Genomic DNA, 25870 nt, shown 5'->3' on the forward strand with positions numbered 1-25870 from the left:
GGGGCGCACTCCTTTCCTTCCTTCTCGCCTACCGGGTTAGCTGACGGGTTCGGAGCAGGAAGGTCTCCTACGGCCCCCTCCGTCTCTCACGAGACGCAGGTGTCCGATTCACCCCATGTAGGTGGTTCCCCGGTTCCCTTGCGGAATTCGGCGCTCGCGCACGGTGCCGCCATTGATGACGGCTGGGACGACCGCGCTGCGTTATCGAACGTTAATAGACACCGGGGCCGTATTCCAAGCTGTTCCCACTGATCGTTCACGTCTTTGGCCTGGACTTTACGGGACACAGTCGGGTGGAATCGGACGAGTTGACCGGCCCTCAGCCACTACCTCGATTCTGACGTTGCGTCAAATGTTATGCGGAGCGGCGCTTGTCGATTACGCACGGTGGCATCGCGCGGCCCGCCCCCTCGCATCGCGCGTTCCGTCCCTCGCATCGCGCATCCCGTCCCCTCACGCCTCGCGTTCCGCCCCTCACGTCGTCTCCGCGCCGACGATCCGCACGGTCCTCCGCCGGTCCGGCTGCCCCTTTGCGGGACGTACGACCGCGAGCAACGCCATGTCGTCGGTCGTCTCGCCGCCCGTGTGCAGCCGCACGTCATCGGTCAGCGCGGACAGCAGCTCCTCGGGCCCCGGAAAGATCCGCCCGCGCAGCCGGGCCGCCGGGTCGTAGAAGACCCCGTCGGCGTTCCGCGCCTCGGAGAGGCCGTCCGTGTAGAGGAGCAGGGTCGTCCCGGCCGGCAGATCCCACTCGTCCGTCCGCTCCGCCCACACCCCCAGGCCCATGCCGAGCGGCAGCGCGGGCACGGAGGGCTTCAGCACCTCCAGCGCCCCGTCAGGGTGCAGCAGGATCGGCTCGGGGTGACCGCGGTTGACGATCCGCACCCGGGACAGCCCGGACGGGATCTCGGCCAGCACGGCGGTGATGAAGCCCTCCAGCACATCGAGCCCGCCCCGTCGCGCCTCCTCCCGGGCCAGCGCCCGCTCCAGCCGCCTCGCCACCCCCTCCAGCGAGGACTCCTGCTCGGCCGCCTCGCGGAACGCCCCGATGACCACCGCCACCGTCTCCACGGCGTCGAGCCCCTTGCCCCGTACGTCCCCGACCACCAGCCGCACCCCCCACGGGGTGTCCGAAACGGCGAACAGGTCGCCGCCGACGAACTCGTCCGCCTGCGCCGCCTCGTACCGCGCCGCGACCTGCAGTCCGCCGGTCCGGTCGGCCGGCTGCGGCAGCACCGCGCGCATGGCCGTCGCCGCGACGAACCGCGCGGAGGCCAGCTGTTCGTTGCTGCGCCGCACGACCCCGTTGATCACGACCGCGAGGACCGAGACGGTGCCCAGGGTGAGCAGCTCGATCAGCGGCACGGCCTGCGGCAACGTATTGCTGAACAGCCGCAGCGCGATGACGGCCAGCATCGCGGCGACACCGGTACGGATGGTGCTGGCCAGCGAGAAGAACGGGGCGGCGATCAGCGGAGCGGCCACGAACAACGGAATGGCGGTGAAGGTCGGCGGGGTGAGGGCGTCGAACACCAGCCCGCCGAGAATCATCAGGGCGGGCAGCGTGCGTACGAACTGCCGGGTACCGCCCCCGGCATGCCTGCCACGCCGCTTCTCCCGCTTCCACACCTGTGGTCTCCTGCCCGGTTACGCGCGCGGCTGCGGACGGTACCGCGCCCCGCTCCCAGGCTCGCCGGAGCGGAACGAAGCGGCGACTCCTCTTCGGCCAATGGGGCGACACCCGAGGTCCGGACCACAACGAATCAGGCCCGGCACGCTGTATGCGTGCCGGGCCTGACTTCTTCAGTAGCGGGGACAGGATTTGAACCTGCGACCTCTGGGTTATGAGCCCAGCGAGCTACCGAGCTGCTCCACCCCGCGTCGGTAAACACAACTCTACGCCATGTCCGGCGCTCTCTTGACCACTCGGGTTCGCCCGGCCTTCATCCGTCCGCGTCAGGACGGGTTCGTCTCGGAGATACGGGGTGCGGAGGTGGCCTTCCCGTGGACCGCCGGCGGCTTCATCGGGTTCGCGCCCCGCTGGAGCGAGTGGAGGATCGCCAGCCCCTGGCCGACGACGCCCGCCGCCATCTCGTTGACACCGTTGGTGCCGTTGAGAACGGTGAGGTCGGCGCCGGACATGCCGCGGGCGGCGGCGTCGGCCAGGGCGGGCAGGTTCTCCACGATGCGGTTGGCCGCGATGAGCTCCTGGTTGCCGTCACGCAGCGAGGCGGCGCGGACGCTGTTGGCGTCGGCCTGCGCCTGGGCGAGCGTCCGCTCGGTGTACGCGTTGCCGTCGGCCTCGAACTTCATCCGGTCGCGGGCCGCCTCCGCCAGGGTGCGCTGCCGGTAGGCCTCGGCGTCCGCCGGGCGCCGGACCTCCGCCTCCAGCCGTTGCGCGGCGAGCGAGGCCTGCCGCTCGGCCAGTGCGGTCTGCTCCTCGATGACCTCCTGAGAGGCGCGGGCCTGGGCGAGCGGCCCGGCCTGCGCGGCGCGGGCGTTGTACTGCTCGGTCTCGGCGAGGAAGCCGGCCCGCTTGAGCGCGGTGTCGCGTTCGTACTCCGCCTTGAGCGCGGCGGCCTGCTGCTCGCGCTGACTGGCTTCCTGGTCGGCCTTGGCCTCGGCGATCCGGGCCTGGCTGGCGACCGCGGCGGCGTGCGGGGCCGCGAGGTTCCTGATGTACCCGGTGGAGTCGTCGATCTCCTGGATCTGGAGGGCGTCCACCACGATGCCGAGCTTCTCCATCTCGCCGTGGCTGCCCGCGATGACCTCCTGGGAGACCCGGTTGCGCTCACGGATGATCTGCTCCACGGTCAGCCCGCCGACGATGGAACGCAGGTGTCCGGCGAAGATCTGCCCGACGAGCTCCTCCATCTGCTCCTGCTCGGTCAGGAAGCGGCGGGCCGCGTTGGCGATGGACACGGCGTCGTCGCCGACCTTGAAGACGGCCACGGCCCGGACGTTGAGGCGGATGCCCTGCTGGGTCACGCAGTCCTCGGTGATCTCCGCCTCGCGCAGCGCCAGGGAGAGCATGCGCGCCTTCTGCTTCACCGGGAGCACGAAACTGCCGTGCCCGGTGACGATCCGGAACTGGGTGTCCAAGGTCTGCCCCTTGGAACCGGATATGAGCATCGCCTCGTTGGGGGCGGGAACGTGCCAGAAGAACATCGGAGGACTCCTGCCGTATGTCACTGCTTCCGGGGGTACGTCACTGTTTCCGTGGCTACGTCACTGCTTCGGCTCAGGACGGCAGGCGCTCCACGATCACGCCGCGCGCCGAGACCGAGTCGACGACAACGACGCGCGCGTCCCTGTCGATCGACGTCGCCGACCATGCGGTGTAGGCCTCGGACCCACCCCGTACGGCCACCAGTACTTCGCCCGGCCCATCGGGCGGAATCGGCACGGTCACGCGACCGATCGCCCCGACCGGGCTGCGGGCGGACTCATCTGCCCTGTGCATGCGCCCTCGCGAGCGTCTGTGCGTACGCCTGCTCACGCCGCTTCTCACACGGTGTACCGCAACGCTTCATGGACACGAGGCGACCCCGCCTCCTGGAGGCCCGTGCCTCCTTCGACACTTCCACGGTACTCCGCACCCGCCTTCGCGGAACCTCCCATAACGGTCCAGAACGCCCTGCAACAGCAACGAGCGGGCGCAGATATGTGGTGGTATGACTGATTCATCATGTGCCTGCCGAATGTGCCTGACGACGCGATGAACTCGTGCTGATCGAGGAGCTATCCGTGGACGACTACCCGATGCTCGACCTCTTCTGGACCATGCTCTGGTTCTTCCTCTGGATCATGTGGCTGTTCCTGCTGTTCAAGGTCATCTCGGACATCTTCCGCAGCCACGACCTCGGCGGCTGGGGCAAGGCCGGCTGGCTGATCGTCACGCTGCTGCTGCCGTACATCGGCGTCCTGGTGTACGTGATCGTGCGCGGCAAGTCCATGAGCAAGCGGGACATCAAGGAGGCCCAGGACCGCGACGCGGCCTTCAAGGCGTACGTACGGGAAGCCGCCGGCACCTCCGACGCGAGCGGTGCCGATGCCACGAAGAAGGGCAGTCACGTCGAAGACCTGGCGAAGCTCGCCGAGCTCAAGGACAAGGGCGCCATCACGGAGGAGGAGTACCAGCGGGCGAAGACGAAGCTCCTCGTCTGATCGCCCCGTCCGGCCCGATCCCACGTGGCGCGTATGTCTCTCTCCACCCGGTCCGGCGAACTGGCAGGGCGCCAGGACCGCGGGGAGGCTTGAGACATCAGCCGCGGCGGGAGGCCGATCGGGGGTGCGGTCCCCATCTCGACGCCCGAGGAGATGGCCGGCCATGAAGGGCACCACGCTCGAAACCCTGGACGCGATGCGGACCGCGCTGCGCGGTCCCGTCATCGGCCCGCAGGATCCGGAGTACCGCCGGGCCCGCACGGTCTACAACGCCATGATCGACAGGCGTCCGGCGGCAGTGGTGCGATGCGCCGACACGGCGGACGTCATGGCGGCGGTCGACTTCGTACGGGACGAAGGCCTCGCGCTCGCGGTCCGTGGCGGCGGGCACAGCGGTGCGGGCCTGTGCCTGGTGGACGACGGCGTCACCCTCGACCTCTCGCCGATGCGCTGGGCACACATCGACCCCGGCGCACGGACGGCCATGGTCGGCGGCGGCGCCACGCTCGGCGACCTCGACCACGCCGCCCACGCGTTCCGGCTGGCCACGCCCTCCGGAATCCTGTCGTCCACCGGCGTCGCCGGCCTCACCCTGGGCGGCGGCCACGGCTACCTCACCCGCAGGTACGGCCTGACGATCGACAACCTGCTGGCCGCGGACGTGGTCCTGGCGGACGGCACCTCGGTGACGGCGGACGACACCACCCACCCCGACCTGTTCTGGGCGCTGCGCGGCGGCGGCGGGAATTTCGGCGTCGTCACCTCCTTCACCTTCCGGATGCACCCGGTCGACACCGTGGGCGTCGCCATCACGGTCTGGCCGGTCGACCGGATCCAGGACGTACTGCGCTGGTACCGCGACTTCCTGCCGCAGGCCCCCGAGGACCTGAACGGCTTCTTCGCCGCGCTCACCGTGCCGCCCGGCCCCCCGTTCCCGGAGGAGATCCACGGCCAGAAGATGTGCGGTGTGGTGTGGTGCTGGACGGGCGACCCCGACCTCCTCGAAGCCACCCTGAAGCCGGTCGAGGACCCGGGCCCGCCCGCCTTCCACTTCACGGCTCCGATGCCCTACACCGCCCTGCAGTCCATGTTCGACGAACTGCTCCCCGCCGGTCTGCAGTGGTACTGGCGCGGCAACTTCTTCGACCGGATCACCGACGACGCCATCGACGTACACGCCAAGTACGCCGGGAACCTCCCCACCGATCTGTCGACCACGCACCTGTACCCGGTCGACGCCGCCGCCCACCGGCTCGGCCCCGACGACACGGCCTGGGCCTACCGGGACGCGGTCTGGTCCGGCGTCATCGCGGGCATCGACCCGGACCCGGACAACGCCGAGAAGCTCAGGGAGTGGTGCGTGGACTACTGGGAGGAGCTGCACCCGCACTCCATGGGCGGTACGTACGTGAACTTCATCGGCGCCGGCGAGACCCCGGACCGGGTACGGGCCACCTACCGCGACCACTACGACCGCCTCGCGGCCGTCAAGCGGACCTACGACCCGCACAACTTCTTCCACGCCAACCAGAACATCGGGCCGGCGGCCTGATCCGGCGCGCATCAGGCTCTCCGGCGGGAACACGGCCAGGGGAAGCGGCCGAGGGAACGCGGCCCGGGAAAACGCCTCGGGGAAGAGCGCCCGCATCATCCGATCGGATGACCCGGCCGTCGTCCGTCGAGGGCCGGGAAGTGAGCCGGGCGCGGCGGCCGGGGTGGAGGCGCTGGCGGAGGCGACTTTGAACGTGCCCGCGACGGCGGCGACGGTACCGGTCAGGACACGGGTGCGCAGCGACAGCTTCTTCATGGCCCGGCGGCACCCGCTGCCCCGTACGGGTGCCGCCGGTCCCTCCCCGGAAAACGACGAGCGCCCCGACCGGGCAGAACCGGTCGGGGCGCTGTGGAGCAGGTCGCAGGGGCGAACTCCGCCCTCGCCATGTGTAGGCCGTGTGGGACTCGAACCCACAACCAACGGATTAAAAGTCCCGGCAGGCTCCTGCCGGGACTTCCGTCAGCTTCCGCGCTGGTCCAGAAATGCCTAGTCAGAGGCATGTCGCATGCTGACCGGTCCAACGTTGTGTGCGCCATGTCAGCACGTCCGCTCACGCATCGCTCACGCATCCAGGTGCTCACCCAAACCTTCGCCGAAATCATCGGACCTGGTCATCTGCGTTCGGGCCGTGCCCCGCCTGCTGCCCGACCAGGCGACGGCCGAACCGAATCCCGCAGTTCCCAAGGCTGCGTCGGCAGGGCGGGGTGCGAATCGTGGCCCTAGTGCGCCGAATTTGATCAAAAAGCGCCTTGGCCTGGCTCAGCCCTCCCTGTAAGCACTGACACAAAGGATCAGCTACACCCGCTATGGGCTGGTTCGGAGGGGGTTCTGATGATGATCAAGGTGCTGCCTGTTTCGGAGTCGCAGACCGACTTGCTTGACGCGGCCGTATCACTGGGGGATAGGTACACGAAGACACTCGGGCTACTGACGCCTCCGGCCTACCGCAAGGCAGCTGAGGACGGCGGGCTTCTGGTGGCACTCGAAGGGGCCGAACTCCTTGGCTACGCACTGTTCGGGCTGCCCAAGCGGAGTCCGCACGTGCGTTTGGCACATCTATGTGTGGCAGAGGAGCACCGAGGCAAAGGGGTTGCCCGTCTTCTGATCCAGGCGATCCGAGACCGTCACTCGCAACGGCTCGGTATCAAGGCAAAGTGCCGTCGCGACTACAACCTCAGCGGAATGTGGTCGAGTCTCGGCTTCGTGCCCCGAGGAGAGGCCCTGGGGCGCGGCCGTGACAAGGAGACTCTGGACGGCTGGTGGCTGGATCTGGGGCACGCTGATCTCTTTGCCGAAGTGGAGAGCGATGCTCTGCTGGTCGTGACCATGGATCACGGAGTGTTCGCGGACATCAGGGGCGGAGAACCGGGCAAGGAGGCGGAGGAGTCCCGGGCTCTCGAAGCAGGCTGGTTGGCCGACCTCATTGAACTCGCCTTCACTCCTCAGCTGCTGAGAGACGTGCGGGACGTCGCAGACCATGCCGAACGGCAGCACCAGCGAGCAGCTCTGCCGAGCATGCGCCAAATCACTCCGGAGCCCGATGCTGTGGTCGCACGCCACAACGAGCTGCTGACGGCCGTTTCGGAGAGGTTGCCGGATCTGCATATGGACGCGACCCTGCGGAGTCGGCTGCACTACGTGGCCGAGACGTCCTGCGTCGGCCTTCAAGTTCTCGCGACCCGGGATCCGTTGCTGACCCAACTGGCGGACATCGCCTGGGAGGTGGCCGGAGTCAAGGTTGTATCCCCGGCCGTCGTGACCCTGCATGTTGACGAGCTGCGGCAGGCCCAGGTTTACCGGCCGGCGGACCTCTTGGGCACGGAGTTCTCGGCCGGGGAAGTCGTTCCGGGAGCCGAGGGGGAACTGGTCGCATTCTTCGATCAGGCGGATGGCGACAGCGGCTCGGCCTTCGAGGAGCGGCTCAGGGCACTGGGGACAGATTCAGTGCTCTGGCGTCGAGAACTGCTGCGGGACGGTGAAGGTCACCCAGTTGCCCTGTACGTATGGGCTCTTGATGGAAGGACGTTGACCGTCCCCGTACTCCGGACCGCCTCGCACGTTCTGGAGGAGACGTTGGCCCGGCAGTTGCTGTTCATGCTCAAGCGCCTCGGCCGGGAACGAGGCGCCCAGGTGGTACGCATCACTGATCAGCACCCCTCGTCCGTGGCCCGGGTGGCCGCCGGGGACGACGGCTTCTTCGAGCAAGCCGACGGGCTGACAGCACTGCTGGTCGACGTGTGCGGTGCGGCCACCGAAGTCTCATCCCTTGCCGGAGACATCGCGGGCCGCCTGACCATGGACGTCACCGCGCTCCATGCCGGCCTTCCGCCGGAGGTGGCGAGTGTGGCCGAGCGCGCCTGGTGGCCGGCGAAGATCACTGATTCCCTGATGCCTTCCTTCCTTGTGCCCATCGAACCCCGCTGGTCCGCAGAGCTGTTCAACGTCCCGGCCATGCTGCTGCCGCGGAGCGACGTACTGGGAATCAGCAGGGAACACGTCTACTACCGGTCGTCAGGGCACCGGAGCGAGAGTGTCCCCGCGCGCCTGCTCTGGTACGTCAGCAGGGGGACATCGGGCGCTCAGGGCAAGATGGTGATCGGCAGCTCGCGGTTGGACGAGGTGCTGATAGACGAGCCGGATGCCCTGTTCTCGCAATTCGAACACCTGGGCGTATATGGTCGGAGCGAAGTGCGATCGGCGGCCGATTCATCAGGCCGTGCCATGGCATTGAGGTTCTCGGACACCGAGATCTTCCCGAGGCCGGTGACGCTGGGGCGTTTGAACGTACTCGCCCAGAACCTGGGACTACCGTTGTCGCTGATGCAGCTGTCGAAGATCAGCAATGCGCTGTTCCAGGCGGTCTACGAAGAGGGGCACCGAAAGACGTGAGCGATCCGGAACGCGCGATGCTGCTGTCCGTCCACCCTCGATTCGCCACAGCAATCCTGGCCGGGAGTAAGACAGTGGAGGTCCGGAGGCAGCGAGTTGCCGCCCCTCCCGGAACCGCCGTGCTCCTCTACGCCACAGCACCCACGATGGCCATCGTGGGTATGGCGCGCATCGCAGCGGTCCAGGTGGCCTCGCCCAGGGAAGTGTGGTCGGCCAGTCGTACTCGGGCGGGCATCAGCAGGCGCGAATACGACGAGTACATGAGCGGCGCCGTTCAGGCCAGCGGTCTCACTCTGGAGGACCCGGTGACCTTCAGCGATCCTGTTCCGCTGAGTGCTCTTCGGGCCGCCGGTTCATTCCACCCGCCGCAGAGCTACCGGTACTTGAAGAGCGACGATCTGCGGCAGGTGGCTAAGGCTGCGCCGACGGCGGACGCCGCTTTGCGTGGTGTACTCGGCGAACTCGTACCCGTCTAGTAGTTTCCGTCCGCCGGATCAAGATCGAGCGCTGCTGGCCTTGACCGCTGTGTCCAGCGCGATCAGTACCGCAAGTCCGGAAAGCGCGGCAAGCAGCGCGAAGAGGAGTGGGTAGCCGCCGAGTGGTGAGGCCAGCGCTACGCCGGCGAAGGGGGCGAGTGCTGAGGCGGTGGTCGCAGGTGCTGCGAGGAGTCCGGACAGGCGGCTGTAGTGGGTGGTGCCCCATCGGTCGGTGATGGCTGTGGCTTGCAGCAGGGTGAGGTTGCCGCAGACCATCCCGGCCGCGACCGACAAGGCGACCAGCAGGGCGTAGGGGCCGGGCGTGAAGGCGAGGGTGGCTGTGGTGACGCCACCGAGCGCGATCAGCGTGGTGGTACGTGCGGTGACTCCGGTGTGGCGGGCAGTTCGACTCGGACGGTGAGGCCGCCGTCGGGGCGTGGGGTGGCGGTGAGCTCACCGTGGTGGGTCAGGGTGATCGCTCGGACCACGGCCAGTCCCAGCCCGGTCCCGTCGCTGCGGTGTTCCCGGCCGCGCTGGAACGGTTCGAAGAGGGCGGGGATTTCGTCCGGGTCCAGTACCGGGCCGGTGTTGCCAACTTCGATGAAGGCAAGGCCGCCGAGGGTACCGGTGGTCACCGTCACCGTGCCGTCGCGGTGGTTGTGCCGTACAGCGTTGGCCAGCAGGTTCAGTGCGATCTGCCGGAGCAGTGAGGGGTCGCCCGCGACCGGGGCGGGCACCGGGTCGGCGGTGATCCGGATGCCCGCCGTCCGGGCCTCGTCGGCCAGGTCCGCCAAGGCGTCCCTGGCGGCGTCCTTGAGGTCGACCGATTGCGGTGTCAGCTGTGCGCTCTCGCCACGGGCCAGTGTCAACAGTGCCGCGATCAGGCGCTCGCTGCGGGCGTTGGCGTCCAGCGCCCGTTGGAAGGCGGGTCTCAGGTCGGCCGGGACCCGGCCTTGGGCGAGTGGGATCTCCAGGGCGGTGCGTTGGAGGGTGAGCGGGGTGCGCAGTTCGTGCGAGGCGTGGGAGGTGAAGCGGCGCTGGGCGGTGAAGCTGCGGTCCAGGCGGTCGAGCATGGTGTCGAAGGTGTCGCCGAGTTCGCGGACCTCGTCGCGCGGGCCGGCCAGGCCGAGCCTTTCGTCCAGGGTGCTGCCGGTACTGATGCGCCGGGCCGCCGCGGTGACCTGGCTGAGGCGGTGCAGTGAGCGGCTGCTGCCCCACCAGGCGAGCAGTCCGGCGAGTGCGGTGAAGACGGCGAGCAGGAGCAGGGAGCGCAGCAGCAGATCGCTGAGGACGGTGTGCTGAAAGTCTTCGAAGCGCTGGGCGGGACTGGTGAGTGAGGCGGGGATCGAAGGGCCTTGCGGGGTGGCGGTGGGGCTCGGCTCCGTCTGGGCGGGAGCGAGCACGCTCTCGGGTTCGATGCGGTGGCGGTTGTCTTTCAGGAGTTGGCGGGCGCTCAGCCAGTTCAGCACGAGCAGTCCGCTGCCCAGGACTGCGAAGACCGTCGTGGTCATCAGGGTGAGGCGTCCGCGCAGGGGCAGCCGCTGCAGCGAGAGGCGGCGACCGGTCCGGCCTCGGGTCACAGCCGGTACCCGTAGCCGGGGTCGTTGGTGATCAGTGGCGGGTCGCCGAGCTTGCGGCGCAGCGAGTGGACGGTGACCCGGACGGCGGTGGTGGCCGGGTCCAGTGCTGCGTCCCACAGGCTGTCCCGCAGCTGCTCGGTGGGGACCGGGGCGCCGTCCGCGGCCAGCAGTAGTTCCAGCACTCCGAGCTCCTTGGGTGTCAGCTTCAGTGGCCGGCCGTCGCGTTCGGCGACCCTGCGCACGGTGTCCAGGCTGACGCCGTGCCTGCTCAGTACGGTGGGGCTGCTGCCGGCAGGGGAGCGGCGGCCCAGCGCGCGCAGCCGGGCGATCAGTTCCAGGTACGAGAAGGGTTTGGCCAGGTAGTCGTCGGCGCCCTGACCGAGGCCGTCGACCAAGTCAGCGAGGGCGCCGGCGGCGGTGAGCATCAGGATTCTGGCCGGATAGCCGGCTGTGTTCAGGGCCCGGCAGACGGCATCCCCGCTCAGCTTGGGCAGGTGCCGGTCAAGGAGCAGGACGTCGTAGTCGGCGGCGGCCGTCATTTCGAGCGCGCGGGCGCCGTCGTGGGCGACGTCGCAGACCATGCCTTCGGCGCGCAGGCCCTCGGCGAGCATCGCGGCCAGGTCCACCTCGTCCTCGACGATCAGCACTCGCATTCTGCTCCACTCCCCTCGCCGCACCCTGCGCTGCGCTGTCCTGCCCCGCACCGGCCTGTCCTGGCCCTTCTTGGTCAACGATGCCTCGGCGGGCGTTAGCCGGTGGTTAGGCACGCACTCACCGGTGCGTAACTCGCCGGTCCGTAGAAATGCCGAGGTCGATGTCGACATCCAGCAGGGAGACCACGAAATGCGCACCAAGACCATACGAACCGTACTGGCGGCGACCGCCGTGACCGCGGCGCTGGTGATGACCGGCTGCTCCTCCGGCGACGCGGCGCCCAGCGTGGCCGGAGGCGACGGCACGGGAAAGAGCAAGCCGCAGGACGACAACGCGGTCCGACGGGCCTGGGTGGACTGCATGCACAAGCAGGGGCAGACCAGCGTCGAGCAGGACAAGGACGGCAACATCACCTTCCCGGCCTCGGGCACCGATACCGAAAGCCCCGGCTCGGCCAACGGCCTCGACGCGGCGAGCAAGGTCTGCGACGCCAAGGTCCCCGGCATCCACCAGGTCCAGCAGAAGGGCAACGAGAAGTTCGTCGAACAGGCGCGCGCCTTTGTCGCGTGCGCGCGGAAGAACGGCTACGCGGACATCCCTGACCCCGACCCCAAGACCGGCATCCTCATATTCCCGGCGAAATCGCTCAACACCGCCAAATGGGACGCCATCCAGCCGGCCTGCGGCAAGCTCCCGATGCCCGGCTACTCGATCGGTCAGTGATCATGAGCCGCACTGTTGAGACCACCGCCCCCGACGGCACCTCGCCCGCCCCCGCGCGGAAGAAGCGCCGTAAGGCCGTCGTCGCGCTCGTCCTGGTCGCCGCGCTCGGCGGCTCGGGTGCGCTCGCCGCGATCCGCCCCTGGGAGCAGCACGGCACCGCCTCCGAGAAGCCGTCCGTCAGCCACGGCACCGTCGCGGTGCAGAAGGGCTCGCTGTCCACCGGCATCCAGGTCGGCGGCGCGCTCAGCTATAGCACCCCGACTCCCGTCATCGCCTCCGGCCACGGAACCATCACTGCCCTGCCCGCCGTCGGTGCCGTCGTCAAGGCGGGAGCGAAGTTGTACGAGGTCGACGGGCGGCCCGTGGTGCTGCTCACCGGGGACCGGCCGATGTGGCGCGACCTCGGCCCCGACATCAGTGACGGGCCCGACGTCGAACAGCTCAAGCGCAACCTGATCAGGCTCGGCTACGCCGACGGACTCGGCCTGACGGCCGACCAGAAGTTCACCCGTGCCACCGTCATCGCCGTCAAGCGCTGGCAGAAGGCCCTCGGTGAGAAGCAGACGGGGACGGTATCGCTCGGCAGTGTCGTCATGCTGCCGCAGGCGGCCGTGCGGGTGCAGCAGCTCGGCGCGCAGCTCGGCTCGGTCCTCGGGGCCACCGCGGTCATGACCGTGTCCGGCACCGACCTGGTCGCCACCGCGCAGCCCGCCGACAATCAGCTCTCCCAGTTCAAGCCCAACGGCCGGGTGACGGTGAAGCTGGCCGACGGCAGCACCATCGACGGACGCATCCGCTCACTGGTCCGCGGCGGTTCCGGCGACGGCGGGGACAACGGCTCAGACGGCGCGGACAAGACCACCATCACCATCGCGCTGGACCACCAGCGGCAGGCCAAGCAGGCCGGGCCCTCCTCCGTGACCGTCACCGTCGTCGGCGAGACCGTCAGCGACGCGCTCATCGTCCCCGTCACCGCGCTGCTCGCCCTGGACGGCGGCGGCTACGGAGTCCAGGTCGTCAGCGGCGCCACCACCCGGCTGGTCAGGATCCAGCTGGGACTGGTCGCCGACGCCAAGGCGCAGATCACCGGGGACATCCAAGCCGGCGCCCAGGTGGTGATCCCGAAGTGACGCCCCCTCAGCCACCGCGCAGGGCACCCGTGCTGGAACTCTCCGGCATCACCAAGGAATACCCGGGATCACCGCCGCTGCGCATCCTGCACGGCATCGACCTCACCGTCGAAGCCGGGGAACTCCTGGCCGTCGTCGGCCCCTCCGGCTCCGGCAAGTCCACACTCCTCGCGCTGCTCGGATCCCTCGACCGGCCCACTGCAGGAAAGCTGCGCTTCGAAGGACGCGACCTGTCCGCGCTCTCCGACCCCGAACTGGCTGCCCTGCGCGCCCACCGGATCGGTTTCGTCTTCCAGCAGTTCTTCCTGCTGTCCGGGCTCACCACGGTCGAGAACGTCGCCACCGGCCTCCTCTACAGCGGCGTCCCTGCCTCACTCCGGCGCGCCAGAGCCGCCGAAGCCCTGCGCGAGGTGGGCCTCGGACACCGGCTCCGCCACCACCCCGACCAGCTCTCCGGTGGCGAGAAGCAGCGCGTCGCCATCGCCCGCGCCCTCGTCGGCCGCCCCGCACTGCTGCTCGCCGACGAACCCACCGGGGCCCTGGACAGCGTCTCCGGCGCCGCCGTCGTCGAGCTGCTGCGCACCCTGAACGCCAACGGCACCACAGTCGTCGTCATCACCCACGACCGCGAGCTGGCCGCCTCCTTCCCCCGGCGAATCGCCCTCCACGACGGCCGCATCGACTTCGACGAACGCGGCCCGCACCCCGCAGGAGCTGTCCGATGACGCCACCCCTGCGACGCACCCGGCTACGCCCGACGGACATGCTGCGCCTCGGCATGATCGGACCACGCACGCGCAAGATGCGCTCCGCCCTGTCCGCGCTCGGCATCTCCCTGGGCATCGCCGCCGTCATCGCCGTGACCGGGATCTCCGCCTCCAACCAGGCACACCTGCTGGAGCGCCTGGACCGGCTCGGCTCCAACCTGATCACCGTCGCCCCCGGCAACGGCCCCGACCAGAAGCCGGTGCCGCTGCCGCCCACGGCCGAGAAGATGCTCGCCAACATCGCCCCCGTGCAACAGGTCACCGCGACCGGGGCCACCAAAGCCCAGGTCTACCGCAACGACCTGGTCCCGGCGCAGCAGACCAACAGCCTCACCGTGCTGGCCGCCCGGCTCAACCTGCTCGACGTCCTGCACGCCACCCTGCAGAGCGGGCACTGGCTGGACAAGGCGAGCGAGAACCTTCCGGTGACCGTGCTCGGCGACCAGGCCGCACTCCGGCTCGGCGTGACCGCGCCGGGCGAACGTGTCTGGCTGGGCGGACAGTGGTTCGTCGTCACCGGAATCCTGGCCCCGAACGAGCTCGCACCCGAGCTCGGCACCGCCGCCCTGGTCGGCTGGCCCGAGGCCACCGCCCACCTGGGCGCGGACGGCACCGCCGCCATGGTCTACCTCAGGGCCCACCCCGAACGCGTCCCTGACGTACAGACCGTTGCCGGAGCCACCGCCGACCCCGCCAACCCGAGCACGGTCGCCGTCAGCCGCCCTTCCGACCTGTACACGGCACGGGCCGAAACCAAGAACTCCCTCACCGGACTCGTCCTCGCCCTCGCAGCGGTCGCCCTGCTCGTGGGCGGCGTCGGCATCGCCAACACCATGGTCGTGGGAGTGATGGAACGCCGCGGAGAGGTCGGACTGCGCCGCGCGCTGGGCGCCCGAGGCGGCCAGATCGCCGTCCAGTTCCTCATCGAGGCCGTACTGATGGGCCTCATCGGAGGAGTCGGCGGGCTGTTCGTGGGCGGCCTCGCGGTCTACGGCTACGCCCTCGCACAGGGCTGGCCCGCCTCCATCCCGCTCTACACGGTCATCGCCGGCCCCCTGGTGTCGGTACTGGTAGCGGCCGTCGCCGGAATCTACCCGGCACTGCGCGCAGCCAGGGTGTCCCCGACAGACGCCCTGCGCTCGGCCTGACCGACGGCGCCGGAACCGCCGAGGTCGCAGACTGAGCCCGACTACGCGGACATGGCGTCCGCCGATGCCCATGCGCCGCCTCTCCGGACCCATGTAAACCCGTACGGGCGATTCAAGCTCGACATGAGTTCACACCCGGAGATCCCATGCCTCGCCGCTCCCAGGCCACGCACCGTGCCCGGGAGCGGCGCCGGTCGACGGACCCCATCTCTCCGCAGTCGACGTACTGGTGCCGCGGACGGTCGCCGCGGTTCAGCCGCTGATAGCAGGCACTGCAAACCGGGCGCCCGTCCTCTTCCCGGACGGTGACCCTCCGGGTGATGCCGCAGAGGGAGCACGGCTCCGCGCGAGCCCGGCCGCTTCCCCGCACCCCGAAACGGCGAACCAGGACTCACACATGACCTGACCTCACGTCAACCCCCGAGGGTTTTTCCGGAGCCGACCACTAAGTACTGGACGAGCAGGGCGTCGACGGAAACGAGATGGGTCCATAGCTGGAAGCCTGACCGCCCTGCCGGTCGGCCCCTGCTTGCCCGACCCACACGCCGCCCGGACGGGGAGGGCGGTGTGGCGCCCGCCTCATCGCCCTCTCCAGGGTCACTACCCCTTCAGCGTCGCGACCTGGCGAGCGCGTTCGCCGAGTTCTCTTACGACTCGGACCTTCCGGTAGGGAGCGAGCCGCTTCCGCATCGTCTCGAAGTGCTCGTCGCCGCGAGCGGTTGACAAGCCCACGTAGTCGTCGAGGAACGTATTCCAGGTGCTGCACGCCTCCTCGATGTGTCCCAGTTCGTACTGGCGTTGGGCCATCACGCCGTTGGCGTGAAGCCGACCCTGCCGTTCCTGCTTGGGTTGTGCCCGGACCGAGGACTTCAGGGCTGCGATCGAGCCCGCCAGGTCCTTCGTCTCGTAGAGGACATGGGCCACGTGGAACTGGTAGGCAGACTGGTCGTACCCGCCGACAGCATCTCGCCGTGAGTCGGCTTTCGAGAGTGCTACTTCGGCTTCGCGCAGGCGAGTGAATGCCTGCTTCCGGTCGCCGACCATGGCTGCCGAGTGTGCTTGCTGACCTCGCAGGAATGCCACCAGTCGCGGGCCGGCCTTGGGTGCAGCTTCGGCAGCTGAGTCCGCGAGTTTCAAGGCCGTCTGCCCGTGCCGCAGGTTTGATGCCTGGAGGCTCATGCCTCGCAGGGTGCGGCAGTAGGTGACGTGGTCAGCTGCAGCTTTGGCGAGGTTCAACGCCTTTACGTAGTACTGCTGTCCGAGGCCGTGCTCTCGTTCGTACATCGCCATCCACCCGGTCAGGTAGGTCAGGTCGGAGGCGGCGGAGAGCATGTCGTTTCTGACCGGCTCGGTTGCTTGGGCGCGGAGGTACGGCGCGACGGTGTTGACGAGGAATGCCGCGGCCATTGGGCGGGCGTGGCCGCCGCCCAGCTCGTCGAGGATGTCCGCGATGCGCTCGGTCATGGTCCGTACGGTCGCGACTTCTCCCGGCCCGATACGGCCTGTGGGCTTCGTGACGCGTTCGCGTTCCGCCGCGTGCGCCTCGCCCGCGAACAGGGGCACGACGAGAGCAGCCGAGTACAAGCCGGCGGCGAGCACGCCGCGTCGTGAGGGGTCCATATCAGCCCTGCCCAGATCCAAGAGGGACTCGACAGTGTCTCCGCTGCCGGAGTCCTCTCCGCCCCGCGGAGGCTGCAGACCCGCTTCCGCATAGGTCACGGGGCGCCCGAGCTTGCGTTCGAGTACCTCGACAATGACCGGCCTGACCTGCTCCCTTGGCTGCGTCCCGCTCAGCCAGTGCGACACGGCGGAGTGGTCGTACTTCAGGGTCATACCGACCTGACCACCGGTGCGATTCACCGCATTGGCGAGCTGGGTACGCGACCATTGCGCCTGCTCAAGCAGGGTTTCGAGTCCCGTATTGCGGTCGTCCTGGGGTGCTTTGGCCATTGCCAACTCCCGTAGGTTTCACGGCTTTCACGGTCACGCCTCCCTCTTACGGTACCCGGATGGGCACATCCCGCAGTTACGACTTGGTACGCGATAGCGGGGCCGTCGCAGCGATTCGATGGGCCCTGGCGATCCTGCGAGACTGCGGGCATGACTGGCATGATCGTGGTCGGCGACTACGACCCCCGATGGCCCGAGCGGTTTGAGGACCTGCGGCAGCGGCTTGCACCTCACGTCGCGGACCTGGCTATATCAGTCGACCATGTCGGAAGCACAGCCGTGCCCGGATGTGCCGCCAAGCCGATCATCGACCTCGACATTGTGGTGGCCGAGGACGCCACCATGCCCGAGCTGATCTCCCGGCTCACCGAGCAGGGCTACCGGCACGAAGGCGATCTGGGGATTCCGGGGCGAGAGGCCTTCCAGGCCCCTCCTGCGGCTCCCGAACATCACTTGTATAGCGTGGTCACAGGCTCCAGACCCCACCTTGATCACGTCTTGCTCCGTGACTACCTACGTCAGCGGCCCGATGAAGTCCGGCGCTACAGCGCGTTGAAAGTGGCTCTCGCACAGCGATTCCGTGCCGACAGCCAGGGCAGACGGGACTACTCGAGGGCGAAGAGCGCTCTGGTGGAGGAACTGGTCGCGAAGTCCTACGCCGCTCGGGCCGCCGGAGAACCGTGACGTGACGGTGGCCGCACGGGTTGGTGATGTTGTGACGCATTACCGAGCCCGTGCGGCCTTGTCTCATCCTGCCTTCTGCGGCCTTGATCGTGCACATCTCGGCGTTTTGATCGAGGAGTTGGCCGACCCCTGGTTGGGGCGGTGTGAGTCCGAGTTGGGTAAGCGTCGTGGCGGAGAGCGCAAGCGGGCCGCCGGAGCCGGGCCGGATCACAAGCTGGTCTTCACCGACAGGGTCCTGGTCACCGTGGTCCACCTGCGTCTGCAGCTCCCGCACGCGGCACTGGCCGAGCTCTACGGCGTCTCCCGCCCCACCGTCACCCGCGCCATCCACGAGATCCGCCCGCTGCTGGCCTCCCGCGGCTTCGCCGTCCCCGACCGGCCCGGCATCCGCCTGCGCACCCTGGCCGATGTCTTCGCCTACGCCAAGGCCGAGGCTGTCGAACTGCGCATCGACGGCACCGAGACCCAGGTCCGCCGCCCCAAGGCCGGCCGCCCCGGCCGCAAGGCGTTCGTCTCCGGCAAGAAGAAGCAGAACACCGCCAAGACCACCACCATCAGCGACGGCTCGGGACGCCTACTGTGGTCCGGGGCCGACCGGCCCGGCAGATTGCACGACCAGACCGCGATGCGCACCGAAGGCATCGCCGAGCAGCTGCGTCTGCATCCGCAGGTCAAGGCGAAGGTCGACGAGGGATACCGGGGCCTGGCCAACGACTTCCCCAACCAGGTCCAGGCACCGCCACGCAAGCCGAAGGACGAAGCGCCACTGGGCGAGAACTACGCCTGGCGCGAGGCGCGCCGACGGCAGTCCTCCGCGCGGATCTGCGTGGAGCACACCATCGGCGAGGAGAAGAAGTGGCGGCCGCTCCAGCGATACCTCGGCCGGCGCGAGTCCTACGCCGAAACCCACGCCGCCATCGCCGCACTGGTCTCCGACCGCGCGGCCCGCAGGCCCACCCGGCGGCACACGAGCACCGAACTCGTGCTCGCCCGGAAGGCCGCCTGCTAATCACCCACCAGCCGACCCGCCAGGCCAACACGCCCCGACCTCAATCGCGTACCGAGTCGTTAGCTCTTCACACGCCGCAACCAAAAGCGGACACGAGAGGAGCGCGTGATGACCGCCGTGACAGACAAGGACCGATCCCCGAGCGTCGACGCTGCCGATCCGGAGGCACTGCCGATCGACGTCGAAGCCATCAGCGGTGTCGTGACTAAGGCTTTGGCCATCACGCTTCCATGCCCGATCGGCAAGAAATCGACCTGACAGCCACCCAGTTGCGTGGAGCGCTGAACCTTTTCGTGACGGAAGAGTTGGGCTTCGACGAGGACCCGGTCGTTCGGCACATGTACAGGGACGCCTACCGCCTGACGGAGCTGAATGCCCGGCCGACGGCTGAGACTCCGCAGTTCGTGGCTTTCGAGTACACGCGTGAACTCGGCCGACTGACGAGACGGTTCGTCAGTCTCTACCGCGAGCGCCATCCGGAGGGCACGAGCGATGAGTAGCCACCAGACGTCGGTGACTGGCAAGCGGCGGCTATATGACTGGCGCGAGTGGGCGGGCGCTCTCCTCCCTTTGTTGGTCACCGCCCCCATCGGCGTTCTGATCTGGCATTTCGGCGACCACTAGCCCCACAGGCTCCGCCTTCGAGCGACGACTCATGGCTCCCCCAGCGGCCTGACGCCTCGGAGGCGGGAAGAACCCTGCCCGGCTGCTCTCGTGACGGTCGGCAGCCGGGCGGGCGTACGACGAGTGCGGAGGACCGCTCCGTACCCGACCGGCAAGCGCAAGAGAGAAGAGGAGTCAGCGATGGAGATCCAGCACGAAACGCAGGCGGACTCGATGCCCGCACCCTTGGTGACACTCACCGTGAGCGACAGCCTGCTCGTCGCCCGTGCGCAGGTGAAGACGGCGCGGGAGCGTGCGTTCATCCCGTCGGACAACACCGGCGGCCGTTCCGACAGCAACGATTCCTGACGGGACCGGACACATGACCGCTCAGCCCCATGCGGTCGTCGCACGCCTCGGCGAGGACTTCCTCGCCGAGGCGTTCGGCCGCACCTTCCGCGTCATCCCTGGCGATGCCCAGTGCATTGCCGGACTCCTCGACTGGGACGACCTCAACGAGATCATCGCCCGGCACCGCCTGGAACCACCGCGGCTCCGTCTCTCCGCCGACGGCGTGGTCGTTCCTCTCGACGCCTACACCGTGTGTGAAGTAGCCAGGCGCCGAACCGTGTGGCACCGAATCCACCCCGCCTCCCTGCACGAAAAGCTCGCCCAGGGCGCCACCATGGTGATCGACGCATTCGATGAACTGCACCCAGGCGTACACGGTCTTGCCCATGCTCTTGAGGCCAGGCTCCGCTCAAAGGTCCAGGTGAACCTGTACGCCTCCTGGAAGCCGCGCGAGGGCTTCGGGGTGCACTGGGACGACCACGACGTGGTCGTCGTCCAGGTGGACGGCCGGAAACGCTGGAAGATCTACGGACCGACCCGCGTCGCCCCCATGTACCGCGACGTTACCGAAACCGCCCCGCCGCCCGACGAGCCCGTCGCAGAGTTCGTCCTCACACCGGGGGACATCCTCTACCTGCCCCGTGGCTGGTGGCACGCCGTCTCTGCCTCCGAGGGACAGCGGTTGCTCCACCTGACGTGCGGGCTCAGCTCCACGACCGGCGTTGACCTCGTGTCCTGGGTTCTGGACACCCTGCGAGCAGAACAGACAGTCAGGGCAGACCTCCCCCATTTCGGGTCCTCCGATCAGAAGCAGCATGTCGTTGACCAGCTGCGCGACCTGCTCGTCAAAGAAATGGCCGACGGAAGCCTGATCGATCGCTACTTCCAGCACCGGGACGCGGACGAGCCCGTACGGTTCCGGCCCAGCCTGCCCTTCGTGGACGCAGTGCCGGCGGACCCCGGCGTCAGGGCGCGGATGCTCACCGCACGCCACACGCTCAGTACGACGGACGACGGCAACGCCGTTCTGACGGCAGGCGGCGAGTCCTGGACCTTCGCAGCACCCGCACTGCCCTTACTGAAGCGCCTCGCCGACCGATCGGAACACCGGCTCGCCGACCTCGTCAGCGACACCGAACTCACTCTGGAGCAGGCGGCTGCCGTGATCAGCGAACTCGTGAACGGCCAGGTCGCCTCGGTCAGGGGCACACAGTGAGGGGCGCCGAACTCGGCCTGGGCACCTATCGCACGGCCGACGTTGCGGCCGCAGCCCAGGCCGCGATCAACCAAGGCGTCTCCTGGATCGATACGGCCCCGAACTACCAGCGCGGCACAGCCGAGGAGCAGCTGGCCCCCGTTCTGGGCGCCTTCCCGTCCGTACGTGTGTCAACGAAGGTGGGCTTCCTGGACGCTGCCCGCCAGGAGCGGGCGACGAAGGAGGGCGTACTCACCCCTTCGCGGACCGGGAAGGGGTACTGCCTCGAACCGTCATTTGTGAGGTGGCAGGCAGCACAGAGCAAGGCCGCCCTCGGCCGGATCCCCGACATCACGTTCGTCCACAACCCCGAACACGGCGGACCAGAGCGACACGAGCTCGACGCCCGCCTTCTCGAAGCGTTCCGGACGCTGGAGGAGTGCTGCCGGCAAGGACTGATCAAGACGTACGGGGTGGCCACGTGGTCGGCGCTGCACGACGGTTCGCTGACGGTCGGCCGCCTCATGGAACTGGCCCACAAGGCCGGAGACACGACCAACAAGTTCGCAGCGATCCAGCTCCCTTTGAGCCTCGTGCAGCTGGGGCCCATCGCCGACGCACTGGACGGCCGGGGCGTTCTCTTCGACGCCCACGCCGTCGGCCTGGAAGTCTTCGCCTCGGCGCCACTCCATGGCGGAGAGCTGCTAGAGATGGTCACTCCCACCGTCGCGCAGGAAGTGCTTCCGGGAACCACGCCCATACAACTGCTGCTCGGGACGGTCGCCTCCACACCCGGTGTGACACGGATCCTGCTGTCGGCCAGCACCACGAGCCATTGGACGGCAGCCGAGCAGGCCGTCGCCCCGCCCCTCCCATGCCTCTTCGACAGCACCGAACTGAGAAAGATCGTCGATGCCTTCCGCGCCTGACCACGCCACAGCAGAACGAATGCGACGAGCATTCGAGTACGCCGCCGCAATCTTCTCTCGATGCCGCTGGCGGTGAGGAAACCTGGGGGTGGGGCGGTAAGACCCTGAGCGGCCCGGCCAGCGGCCACCTCTGGCTGCGGGTGGCCGAGACCAGGGCAGAGAAAGCAGCCAGCGCATCCTGGAAGGGCCCGGAAGAAGCACACGAAGCGATGCCGGACCGCATTCCGCGTCCTCGCTTCCGAGGGGCTTTCGAATGGTCGGCGGACGCGTACGCCTATCGTGCGGAGGTCCACAACCGCGCCGATGGCCGGCCGCTCAATCGGTCGCCCTTGGCGCCATCGCGACTGGACCTCTCCCCCGTGTGGTGGGCCCAGCTACGCGATGCGCTGGACACGATTTCCTTCGTGTCCACGAGCCGTGTGGCTGTTCGCCAAGAACGGCTCCGCTGGGCCTTGCCCCGCTTCCTCGGGACGGACGTGGCCACCGAAGTCCTGGAGTGGGGTACCGCACACGCCGACATCCAGTGGTCGAATCTGACCGGTCCCGAGCTCTGCATCCTGGACTGGGAACGGTGGGGACTGGCTCCTGCCGGCTACGACGCGGCCACCCTCTACATCTCCAGCCTCGCTGTCCCTTCGGTTGCAGACCGCGTCCTCCGCGAGTTCAAGCCCATCCTGCAGTCCGCCTCCGGCCGCTTCTCCCAGCTGGTCGTGGCCAGCGAGTACCTCCAGGGGATCGAGCGCGGGAACAACCTGGAACTCGAAGTGCCCCTGCGGAAGCATCTCGCCCACCTGCTCGGTTGACCCTCCCTGTCCACCTGCTTGAGGGCAGGCGGACAGGGTGCCGATGGGCGTCACGCCTCGGACGTCGGTTCCGTCCTCAACGACGACGAGGGCGCGCGGCCTCCGAACCTGAACGGGCGGCGGGCTGAGGGATGTGCGGCCCCTGTTTCGCCGGTCGCTTGTCGGCTCGCGCAGTGGTGGGCATCTCGGCGGGTACGAGATCGAGTCGGTACAGGCGCCAGACGAGCACCTCGCTGACGAAGTCCGCGCTGTTGAGCTCCCGTTGTGCTGCGACCTTACGGAGGAGGACCGAGGGGTTGTGTCCGGCCCGCTGGGCTTGATCCAGCATGGCTGCCAGGGCGGGCCAGCTGGCCTCGTTTTGGACGCGGCTGGCCAGTTCGGGCAGTGCGGAGCGGATTGCGGCGATCTGGTTGTGCTGTGTCCGAGTGGAGAGCTTTTCGCCGTATGCGCGCATGCCAGCCAACGGACTTGCAGCGACGGCCCGGTACGCCGTGCGAAGGTGCATGGCGGTTTGGCATGCGGCCTCGGCTTGCTGGGCGTGCTGGTGGGCGGCGTGCCAGTGACCGGCGGCGACGACGGCGAGGATCAGAACGTCCAGGACCAGAGCGGTGGCGGCACCGTCTGCTCCGTGTCCGAGGGCATGCCCGGAGCGGACGATCTGGCGAGCGGCCCGTCGGAGTGCGTACATCCGGGTCTGCTCGCCGCGAATGTGGGAGCGGGTTGCGCGCTCGAAGGTCCTTGCGGCATCTCGGAGTTCCTCATGTGGACGGCCCAGGGTGGTTTGAGCGAGAGCGTCGAGGACCTCGCTCACGCCGACGATGTGGGCAGCCGCAGCCTCGTCGTCGGTGGAAGCGATCACGGTGAGGGCTGTGTCGAGGGCTTCTGCGGAGAAGCGGCGGGCGCGGCCCGGCGCGGATTCGCCGGCCCGTTGCATGAGGGCCGGAGGCTCGGGGACATTTCGTTCGGTAGTGAAGCGCTCACGGATTTTGGGCAGGGACAGGTCAGGTGCGAGTTTCGAGCCCGAATACCAGATGGGTTCCTGCTTGGCGTTGCGGTCACCGACGAGGGCTACGGAGTAGCCAAGAAGGTCACCGGACGGGGCGACGCGCTTCTTGATCCGTACGCCTTCGGAGGCGAGGCGGCCAAAGAACTCGGCCTCGTCGGAAGCACCGGCGAGGGCGCGGTGGACGTGCTCTCGCAGCAGCTCGCGGGATGTGGCCTCTTGCCCGAGGCGTTCGGCTTTGCGGCGCTCGGCGCTTGTGGGGCGTTTGGCAGCGGTGCCATCGCCCTTCTTCAGCTGGCGCAGGCCGAATTCCTTCTCGATCTTGCGGCATTCAGCCTGGGCTCGGATGGCGTCTTTGTGGCGGCGTGGCTGGGTGCGGTCGGCGCGTACGAGGGTGGCGACGAGATGGATGTGGTCGGGGGCGTGCCGGACCGCGATCCAGCGGCATGCTTGCTCGTCCCCTTCAGGGGCGATGCCCGTGGCGTTGACAATGCGGCGTGCGACGGTCGCCCATACCTCGTCGCTGAGGATGCGGTCCGTGTCCGCGGTGCGCACCGAACAGTGCCAGACATGCTTGGCCGGGGCCTTGTCCTTCAGGGCGTCGACCCACTGGTCGAGATCGGCGGCGAGTCCTGTCAATGTGGCGCTCGGGTGGCGTCCGGGATCGGCCACGAAGGGGTCGTACGCGGCAACGATGTGCGGGTCGACGTGGGCTTCGATGTCACTGGTCCGGTAGAGGTACTTGAGCAGGCCGATCGTCCGACCGCCCGGCGGGTTTATGTCGGGGACCAAGGACTCAACTCACCAGCTTCCGAGCGGCAGCCTTCACCATGGCTGCGGACTCGCAGACCTCGTGAGTGGCGCGAGCGAGGTGGACGACGTCGCCGCCGGAGTTCAGGATCCGCGCCATCTGATTGATGTTGTTGCCGACACGGGCCAGGTCGACGCGGGCCGCTTCGAGCCTGTCGAGAGCCTCGTCCTGGTCGAGTCCGTTCCGGCCGTGGAGTTGTGCATGGACCGCCTGAGCGATGAACCGGGCTTTGGAGACACCCTTGGCGTCGGCGGCAGCCTGGATCTCTGCGTCTTCGGCCTCGCTGGCGCGGAAGGTCAGGCGCTTCACGCGCTGCCGCGGCTGGCGGGAGCGCCGGCGGCTCCGCTTGGCTGCGGGCTTGTCCTGCTGGTGGCCGCCCTCGGCCACCAGCTCCTGGTCCGGCGCCCCCTGGCGCCAGACCTCCTCCGCCACCCCCGGGGCGGAGGCAAGCGCGCTGGACCGGCCCTTGGACGGTCCAGCGCTACAGCTTGCTCCGCCTGGAGCCGGGGTGTAGGTCATCTGCTTCTGAGATGGAGGGAGTTCGTGGTTGAGGTCGTGCATGTGGACTCCTGCAAGGGGTGGTGGTGAGGACCCGCCCTTCCCGTGCTGATTCGAGGAAGGGCGGGCGAGGGCGACGGGCTGCGGGGTCAGCCGGTGCTTGCGGTGGCCTCGTCGAGTTCGGCCTGCAGCAGGTCCTTGACCTTGTCCAGGCGGCTTCGGGAAATGCCGAACCCCTTGTCCCGGATCGCCTTCTCGACGTTGCGGCGCGAAACACGGTCGGCCCGACCGAGGGGAGCCGTGCGGCCGATGTCGATGGCCTGCTCCAGCGAAATGCTTGGCGGAATACCTCCCGGCATACCTGCCTGGTGCGGAGTCTTTGCCAGGCGCTTCGCGACGGGCTGCGCCACGTCGTTGGCGCTCGTGACGGTTGGCGGTGACGTCTCGCGATCCATGTCTCCCACAGCGGGTTTGTGGCCGTCATTGGCGCTGTGACCGATGGGGTTGCGGCGGCCGGCGGTGGTGGGGCCTCGCGCGACAAGGAGGTAGAAGTGGACGGCTCCGGCCAGGGCGAGTGGGGCGATGGCGGAGATGGCTCCGACGGTGATGTCGTCAAGGGAGAGCCCGTCGTGGCGGGTTTGCTGGTTGAGGCGGATGGCGTGCAGGACGTTGGCCCAGATGCTCGTGGCGGTGGCGATGCCGACCAGCGCCGAGACGTAGAGGCGGGCGGACAGCGGTGCGGTCCGCAGGACGAGCAGGGCGCCGATCCCGATGGCGATGAACCCGTCGATGACGAGCGGGAAGGCGTAGGTGAGCGCCGGGTGGATGTGGCTGGCGGCGGCCATCTGGCGCAGGGCGTCGTAGGAGAGCGCGAAGGCCGCCACGGCCAGCAGCGCCACACCCGTGCGGATCGCGGCGGCCAGGGGCAGCGGACGGCGCTGCGGCGAG

The 25870-nt window shown here is 68.5% G+C and carries 25 protein-coding genes, 1 tRNA gene, 2 pseudogenes and 1 riboswitch; of the genes and pseudogenes, 16 read left to right on the plus strand and 12 right to left on the minus strand.

The window, feature by feature from the left end:
* Positions 1-10: 10 nt before the first annotated feature.
* Positions 11-163, minus strand: a riboswitch (cyclic di-AMP (ydaO/yuaA leader).
* A 311-nt stretch (positions 164-474) separates the two neighbouring features.
* From OG611_RS06425 to OG611_RS06440, 4 genes are all read right to left on the minus strand, one after another.
* On the minus strand, positions 475-1629 hold the full coding sequence (locus OG611_RS06425; RefSeq protein ID WP_266416404.1) for a PP2C family protein-serine/threonine phosphatase: 1155 nt from the start codon (positions 1627-1629) through the stop codon (positions 475-477).
* 178 nt (positions 1630-1807) lie between these two features.
* Positions 1808-1881: transfer RNA gene (locus OG611_RS06430), tRNA-Met, on the minus strand.
* Between the two features lie 75 nt (positions 1882-1956).
* Positions 1957-3168: a flotillin family protein gene (locus tag OG611_RS06435; protein WP_266416406.1), complete on the minus strand. Its 1212-nt coding sequence runs from the start codon at positions 3166-3168 to the stop codon at positions 1957-1959.
* A gap of 73 nt (positions 3169-3241) precedes the next feature.
* Positions 3242-3412 (minus strand): hypothetical protein, encoded by a 171-nt coding sequence (locus tag OG611_RS06440; protein ID WP_266416408.1) that lies wholly within the window; start codon positions 3410-3412, stop codon positions 3242-3244.
* A gap of 335 nt (positions 3413-3747) precedes the next feature.
* On the opposite strand from OG611_RS06440, the gene OG611_RS06445 reads away from it, so the two are divergent.
* Both OG611_RS06445 and OG611_RS06450 read left to right on the plus strand, forming a co-directional pair.
* Positions 3748-4167 carry an SHOCT domain-containing protein gene (locus tag OG611_RS06445; protein WP_266416410.1) on the plus strand — a complete coding sequence of 140 codons (420 nt, stop codon included), beginning with the start codon at positions 3748-3750 and terminating at the stop codon, positions 4165-4167.
* A 163-nt stretch (positions 4168-4330) separates the two neighbouring features.
* The gene (locus tag OG611_RS06450) at positions 4331-5719 is read left to right on the plus strand and encodes an FAD-binding oxidoreductase (protein ID WP_266416412.1); all 1389 of its coding nucleotides are present in this window, start codon (positions 4331-4333) and stop codon (positions 5717-5719) included.
* Positions 5720-5860: 141 nt separating this feature from the next.
* Here OG611_RS06450 and OG611_RS40610 read toward each other — a convergent pair.
* Positions 5861-5974 (minus strand): annotated as a pseudogene (locus tag OG611_RS40610) (heme-binding protein); the annotation flags it as partial.
* Between the two features lie 576 nt (positions 5975-6550).
* On the opposite strand from OG611_RS40610, the gene OG611_RS06455 reads away from it, so the two are divergent.
* Both OG611_RS06455 and OG611_RS06460 read left to right on the plus strand, forming a co-directional pair.
* A complete protein-coding gene (locus OG611_RS06455; protein WP_266416415.1) occupies positions 6551-8608 on the plus strand; it encodes a GNAT family N-acetyltransferase in 2058 nt (685 codons plus the stop codon).
* Positions 8605-9084: an ASCH domain-containing protein gene (locus tag OG611_RS06460; protein ID WP_266416417.1), complete on the plus strand. Its 480-nt coding sequence runs from the start codon at positions 8605-8607 to the stop codon at positions 9082-9084. The genes OG611_RS06455 and OG611_RS06460 overlap by 4 nt, the downstream gene beginning before the upstream one ends.
* An 18-nt stretch (positions 9085-9102) precedes the next feature.
* On the opposite strand, the pseudogene OG611_RS06465 reads toward OG611_RS06460, so the two are convergent.
* The 3 genes and pseudogenes from OG611_RS06465 to OG611_RS06475 all read right to left on the minus strand — a co-directional run.
* A pseudogene (locus OG611_RS06465) lies at positions 9103-9462 on the minus strand (MFS transporter); the annotation flags it as partial.
* Positions 9447-10595 carry a HAMP domain-containing sensor histidine kinase gene (locus tag OG611_RS06470; RefSeq protein WP_266425586.1) on the minus strand — a complete coding sequence of 383 codons (1149 nt, stop codon included), beginning with the start codon at positions 10593-10595 and terminating at the stop codon, positions 9447-9449. The gene OG611_RS06470 and the pseudogene OG611_RS06465, both read right to left, overlap by 16 nt.
* Positions 10596-10660: 65 nt before the next feature.
* A complete protein-coding gene (locus OG611_RS06475) occupies positions 10661-11317 on the minus strand; it encodes a response regulator transcription factor (RefSeq protein ID WP_266416419.1) in 657 nt (218 codons plus the stop codon).
* 190 nt (positions 11318-11507) lie between these two features.
* On the opposite strand from OG611_RS06475, the gene OG611_RS06480 reads away from it, so the two are divergent.
* From OG611_RS06480 to OG611_RS06495, 4 genes are read left to right on the plus strand one after another with little or no spacing between them, the layout of a single operon-like run.
* Complete coding sequence (locus OG611_RS06480) at positions 11508-12041, plus strand: hypothetical protein (RefSeq protein WP_266416421.1); 534 nt, start codon at positions 11508-11510, stop codon at positions 12039-12041.
* A 2-nt stretch (positions 12042-12043) separates the two neighbouring features.
* Positions 12044-13171: a peptidoglycan-binding domain-containing protein gene (locus OG611_RS06485; protein WP_266416422.1), complete on the plus strand. Its 1128-nt coding sequence runs from the start codon at positions 12044-12046 to the stop codon at positions 13169-13171.
* Positions 13168-13896 carry an ABC transporter ATP-binding protein gene (locus OG611_RS06490; protein ID WP_266416424.1) on the plus strand — a complete coding sequence of 243 codons (729 nt, stop codon included), beginning with the start codon at positions 13168-13170 and terminating at the stop codon, positions 13894-13896. Before OG611_RS06485 ends, OG611_RS06490 begins: the two co-directional genes overlap by 4 nt.
* Positions 13893-15086, plus strand: coding sequence for an ABC transporter permease (locus OG611_RS06495; RefSeq protein ID WP_266416426.1), 1194 nt, complete (start codon positions 13893-13895; stop codon positions 15084-15086). The genes OG611_RS06490 and OG611_RS06495 overlap by 4 nt, the downstream gene beginning before the upstream one ends.
* Positions 15087-15686: 600 nt before the next feature.
* Here the strand turns inward: OG611_RS06495 and OG611_RS06500 are convergent.
* Positions 15687-17036, minus strand: a complete 1350-nt coding sequence (locus OG611_RS06500; RefSeq protein WP_266416429.1) for a hypothetical protein — start codon at positions 17034-17036, stop codon at positions 15687-15689.
* Positions 17037-17186: 150 nt separating this feature from the next.
* Between OG611_RS06500 and OG611_RS06505 the strand changes: the two genes are divergently transcribed.
* The 8 genes from OG611_RS06505 (at position 17187) to OG611_RS06540 (ending at position 22610) form a co-directional block, all read left to right on the plus strand.
* Positions 17187-17720 (plus strand): GrpB family protein, encoded by a 534-nt coding sequence (locus OG611_RS06505; RefSeq protein ID WP_266416432.1) that lies wholly within the window; start codon positions 17187-17189, stop codon positions 17718-17720.
* Between the two features lie 31 nt (positions 17721-17751).
* On the plus strand, positions 17752-18729 hold the full coding sequence (locus OG611_RS06510) for a transposase (RefSeq protein WP_266416433.1): 978 nt from the start codon (positions 17752-17754) through the stop codon (positions 18727-18729).
* Between the two features lie 108 nt (positions 18730-18837).
* The gene (locus tag OG611_RS06515; RefSeq protein ID WP_266416435.1) at positions 18838-18987 is read left to right on the plus strand and encodes a hypothetical protein; all 150 of its coding nucleotides are present in this window, start codon (positions 18838-18840) and stop codon (positions 18985-18987) included.
* Positions 18960-19229 (plus strand): hypothetical protein, encoded by a 270-nt coding sequence (locus tag OG611_RS06520; RefSeq protein ID WP_266416437.1) that lies wholly within the window; start codon positions 18960-18962, stop codon positions 19227-19229. The genes OG611_RS06515 and OG611_RS06520 overlap by 28 nt, the downstream gene beginning before the upstream one ends.
* 304 nt (positions 19230-19533) lie before the next feature.
* Positions 19534-19701 (plus strand): hypothetical protein, encoded by a 168-nt coding sequence (locus tag OG611_RS06525; protein WP_266416439.1) that lies wholly within the window; start codon positions 19534-19536, stop codon positions 19699-19701.
* 13 nt (positions 19702-19714) lie between these two features.
* Positions 19715-20899, plus strand: coding sequence for a cupin domain-containing protein (locus OG611_RS06530; protein WP_266416441.1), 1185 nt, complete (start codon positions 19715-19717; stop codon positions 20897-20899).
* Positions 20896-21807: an aldo/keto reductase gene (locus tag OG611_RS06535; protein ID WP_266416443.1), complete on the plus strand. Its 912-nt coding sequence runs from the start codon at positions 20896-20898 to the stop codon at positions 21805-21807. Before OG611_RS06530 ends, OG611_RS06535 begins: the two co-directional genes overlap by 4 nt.
* 404 nt (positions 21808-22211) lie before the next feature.
* The gene (locus OG611_RS06540; RefSeq protein WP_266416446.1) at positions 22212-22610 is read left to right on the plus strand and encodes a hypothetical protein; all 399 of its coding nucleotides are present in this window, start codon (positions 22212-22214) and stop codon (positions 22608-22610) included.
* 76 nt (positions 22611-22686) lie between these two features.
* Here the strand turns inward: OG611_RS06540 and OG611_RS06545 are convergent, their stop codons facing one another.
* The 3 genes from OG611_RS06545 to OG611_RS06555 all read right to left on the minus strand — a co-directional run bounded on the left by OG611_RS06545 (position 22687) and on the right by OG611_RS06555 (position 25821).
* Positions 22687-24405 carry a mobilization protein gene (locus tag OG611_RS06545; RefSeq protein WP_266416448.1) on the minus strand — a complete coding sequence of 573 codons (1719 nt, stop codon included), beginning with the start codon at positions 24403-24405 and terminating at the stop codon, positions 22687-22689.
* 4 nt (positions 24406-24409) lie between these two features.
* On the minus strand, positions 24410-24856 hold the full coding sequence (gene mobC, locus OG611_RS06550; RefSeq protein ID WP_266416450.1) for a plasmid mobilization relaxosome protein MobC: 447 nt from the start codon (positions 24854-24856) through the stop codon (positions 24410-24412).
* 215 nt (positions 24857-25071) lie between these two features.
* Complete coding sequence (locus tag OG611_RS06555) at positions 25072-25821, minus strand: DUF2637 domain-containing protein (protein ID WP_323180114.1); 750 nt, start codon at positions 25819-25821, stop codon at positions 25072-25074.
* Positions 25822-25870: the final 49 nt, after the last annotated feature.

The sequence above is a fragment of the Streptomyces sp. NBC_01363 genome (genome assembly GCF_026340595.1).
GTDB lineage: Bacteria > Actinomycetota > Actinomycetes > Streptomycetales > Streptomycetaceae > Streptomyces.